At 68.1% G+C, this 3,905-nt stretch carries 4 protein-coding genes; 2 read left to right on the top strand and 2 right to left on the bottom strand.

What is annotated here, in order from left to right; all coding sequences use genetic code 11:
- Positions 1-1,302: Asp-tRNA(Asn)/Glu-tRNA(Gln) amidotransferase subunit GatA (gene gatA / locus VFL64_RS11085; protein WP_489540434.1), on the bottom strand; the 1,302-nt coding region annotated here is incomplete at its 3' end.
- Positions 1,299-1,598, bottom strand: coding sequence for an Asp-tRNA(Asn)/Glu-tRNA(Gln) amidotransferase subunit GatC (gene gatC, locus VFL64_RS11080; RefSeq protein WP_489540433.1), 300 nt, complete (start codon positions 1,596-1,598; stop codon positions 1,299-1,301). The genes gatC and gatA, both read right to left, overlap by 4 nt.
- A 277-nt stretch (positions 1,599-1,875) precedes the next feature.
- Between gatC and VFL64_RS11075 the strand changes: the two genes are divergently transcribed.
- Both VFL64_RS11075 and mreC read left to right on the top strand, forming a co-directional pair.
- Positions 1,876-2,919 carry a rod shape-determining protein gene (locus VFL64_RS11075; protein WP_201808218.1) on the top strand — a complete coding sequence of 348 codons (1,044 nt, stop codon included), beginning with the start codon at positions 1,876-1,878 and terminating at the stop codon, positions 2,917-2,919.
- A gap of 116 nt (positions 2,920-3,035) precedes the next feature.
- Positions 3,036-3,905: rod shape-determining protein MreC (mreC, locus tag VFL64_RS11070; protein ID WP_489540432.1), on the top strand; the 870-nt coding region annotated here is incomplete at its 3' end.

Raw genomic sequence — 3,905 nt, 5'->3', positions numbered from 1 at the left:
GAAGATATCGGCCAGGTAGGCCTGGATCGGGTCGTGCTTCTCGCCGAGCTTCCAGGCCACCGTCGGCGCCACCGGGCCGGCGATCAGGTCGCACTGCGCGAAGCAGGCCTGGAAGTCGTCGGCGATCATGCGGCGCAGCTTCTGCGCCTGCAGGTAGTAGGCGTCGTAGTAGCCGTGCGAGAGCACGTAGGTGCCGATCATGATGCGGCGCTTCACCTCGGGGCCAAAGCCCTCGGCGCGACTCTTCTTGTACATGTCGAGCAGGTCGGTGTACTGCTTGGCGCGGTGGCCGAAGCGCACACCGTCGAAGCGACTCAGGTTCGACGAGGCCTCGGCCGGCGCAATGATGTAGTAGACCGGAATGGACAGCTCGGTGCGTGGCAGGCTCACGTCGACCAGGGTGGCGCCGAGTTTCTCGAACTGCGCCAGCGCGGCGCGCACGGCGCCGTTCACGTCGGCGGCCAGGGCCGCGGGGAAGAACTCGCCCGGCAGGCCGATGCGCAGGCCTTTCAGCGGTTGCGCGGCGGTCGCGCCTTCGCGCGGCTTGCCCAGCGTGGCGGCGAAGTCGGGCACGGGCTGCGGCGAGCTGGTGGCGTCGCGTTCGTCGAAGCCGCACATGGCCTGGAGCAGCAGGGCACAGTCTTCGGCGCTGTGCGCCAGCGGCCCGGCCTGGTCGAGGCTGGAGGCGAAGGCGATCATGCCGTAGCGCGAGGCGCGGCCGTAGGTCGGCTTGATGCCCGTGATGCCGGTGAAGCTGGCCGGCTGGCGGATCGAGCCGCCGGTGTCGGTGCCGGTGGCCACCGGCACCAGGCGCGCCGCCACGGCGGCGGCCGAGCCGCCCGAAGAGCCACCCGGCACGCGGGTCTCGTCCCAGGGGTTCCTGGCGGGCTTGAAGGCCGAGTTCTCGTTGCTCGAGCCCATGGCGAACTCATCGCAGTTGAGCTTGCCGAGCGTCACGAGGCCAGCCTGCGACAGCTTGCTCACCACCGTGGCGTCGAAGGGGCTCATGTAGGCGTTGAGCATCTTCGAGCCCGCCGTGGTGGGCAGGGCTTGCGTCACGAAGATGTCCTTGTGCGCCAGCGGCACGCCCAGCAGGGCACCGCGCTCGCCGGCGGCACGGCGCGCATCGGCGGCGGCGGCCTGTTGCATGGCGGCGGTCTCGTCGACGCACAGGAAGGCGCCCAGATGTTCATGAGCGGCAACGCGTGCGAGCAGATGTTTCGTCAATTCGACGCTGGAAACGGCCTTGTCGGCGAGCGCGCGGCCCATGTCGGCCGCGCTCAGGTGGTGCAGGTCCTTCATTCGATGACCTTGGGAACCAGGAACAGGCCGTCTTCCACGGCGGGGGCGTTGCGCTGGTTGGCCTCGCGCTGGTTGGTCTCGGTGGGCACGTCCTCGCGCAGGCGCAACTCCACGTTCTGCACGGCCGACAGCGGGGTGTAGAGCGGCTCGACGCCGCTGGTGTCGACTGCGCTCATGCGCTCGACGATGGAGAAGAAGCCGTTGAGCTGTTGCAGCATGGCCGCCTGTTCCGGGGCCTGCAGTTCGAGGCGGGCAAGGTGGGCGATGCGGCCGACGTCTTGGGGTGTCAGGGCCATAGGAAATGCAGTCTAGGAAGGGTGTCCGAGGGGTCGAAAACCAGGGGTGATGCAGTATTATCCCCGGTTATCCACAAGCCTCCGGATGCGCTTAAAACCCAAGGTTTACCAAGGGTTTGCAGCATTTTCATGAAGCTTGGAACCATATTGCGCCCCTGCGCTCGACTCCCGTCGAGCACATGGGCATGAAGGCCCGCCACTCACACTCCATTCACATCGCCCTGCGTGCCGCGCGTCACCGTTGGCCGCCACGCTCGCCGATCTGCCAAAGAAAAACATGTTCGCATCCCTGCGCCGCTATTTCTCGACCGACCTGGCCATCGACCTCGGCACCGCCAACACGCTGATCTACGTGCGCGGCAAAGGCATCGTGCTCGACGAGCCCTCGGTCGTCGCCATCCGCCACGAGGGCGGCCCCAACGGCAAGAAGACCATCCAGGCGGTGGGCGCCGAAGCCAAGGCCATGCTGGGCAAGGTGCCCGGCAACATCGAAGCCATCCGCCCGATGAAAGACGGCGTGATCGCCGACTTCACGGTCACCGAGCAGATGCTCAAGCAGTTCATCAAGATGGTCCACGACTCGAAGATGCTGAAGCCGAGCCCGCGCATCATCATCTGCGTGCCCTGTGGCTCCACCCAGGTGGAGCGCCGGGCCATCCGCGAATCGGCGCTGGGCGCCGGCGCCAGCGAGGTCTACCTGATCGAGGAGCCCATGGCCGCGGCCATCGGCGCCGGCCTGCCGGTGAGCGAGGCCAGCGGCTCGATGGTCGTCGACATCGGCGGCGGCACCACCGAGGTCGGCGTGATCTCGCTGGGCGGCATGGTCTACAAGGGCAGCGTGCGCGTCGGCGGCGACAAGTTCGACGAAGCCATCATCAACTACATCCGCCGCAACTACGGCATGCTGATCGGCGAGCCCACCGCCGAGGCCATCAAGAAGCAGATCGGCTCGGCCTTCCCCGGCTCCGAGGTGAAGGAGATGGAAGTCAAGGGCCGCAACCTCTCCGAAGGCGTGCCGCGCAGCTTCACCATCAGCAGCAACGAGATCCTCGAAGCACTGACCGACCCGCTGAACCAGATCGTCTCCAGCGTGAAGAACGCGCTCGAACAAACCCCGCCCGAGCTGGGTGCTGACATCGCCGAGCGCGGCATGATGCTCACCGGCGGCGGCGCCCTGCTGCGCGACCTCGATCGCCTGCTGGCCGAGGAAACTGGCCTGCCGGTGCTGGTGGCCGAAGACCCGTTGACCTGCGTGGTGCGCGGCTGTGGCATGGCGCTGGAGCGGATGGAACGCCTCGGTTCAATCTTCACCTCGGAGTGAATGACGGCCCCCCAGTCGCTTCGCTCCTGCCCCCAGGGGGCGCCACCCATCGGCCCGGCGTAGCCGTATCCTCGGGTGTTGCTTGATGAGTCGCTCGCTGCGCTTGCTCTGACGCCATGCCACTAGGCACTCTCGATCGAACCCCGCCGCCCTTCTTCCGCCAAGGGCCGTCGGCGTTCACGCGGATGGTCTTCTTCTCGGCGTTGGCGCTGTTCCTGATGGTGGCCGACACCCGCTTCAAGGTGACGCAGCCGCTGCGGGCGGTCGTCGCGACCGTGCTCAACCCGGTGGAGCGCCTGTTGCGCGCGCCCGTCGACGGCTGGGTGGCGGCGTCCGACTACCTGATGGGCCTGCAGGAGGCGCGTGCTGCCGAGACCCGGGCCAAGCTGGCGCTGGCGCAGCAGTCCGAGCGCGCAGCGCGCGTCGAGCAACTGATGCAGGAGAACACCCGCCTGCGCGCCCTGCTCGACCTTCGCGGTGCGCTGAAGGTGCGCTCGCAGACGGCCGAGGTGCTGTACGACGCGCCCGACCCGTATTCACGCAAGGTGATCATCGACCGCGGCAACCGCGACGGGCTGGTGGTGTCGTCGCCGGTCATCAACGAGGTGGGCGTGCTGGGCCAGGTGACGCGCGTCTACCCCTACAGCGCCGAGGTCACGCTCCTCACCGACAAGGAAGCCGCCATCCCCGTGCTCAACAGCCGCACGCAGGCGCGCAGCGCGGCCTTCGGCAACTCGGCCGGCGCGGGGCTGGAGCTGCGCTTCATGGCCGGCAACGCCGACGTGCAGGTGGGCGACGTGCTCTCCACTTCGGGCGTCGATGGCATCTACCCCGCGGGCGTGCCGGTGGCCAAGGTGGTGAGCGTCGACCGGCGCGTCGACTCCGGCTTTGCGCGCATCGCGCTCGCACCGCTGGCCGAGCCCGACAGCGTGCGCCACGTGCTGGTGCTGGAGCCGGTGGGCATCCAGATGCCGCCGCGGCCGGCG

The organism is Rhizobacter sp., assembly GCF_035702065.1.
Taxonomy (GTDB): domain Bacteria; phylum Pseudomonadota; class Gammaproteobacteria; order Burkholderiales; family Burkholderiaceae_C; genus Rhizobacter.
Note: the sequence above shows the minus strand (reverse complement) of the source record. Positions and strands in the feature narration are given on the sequence as shown.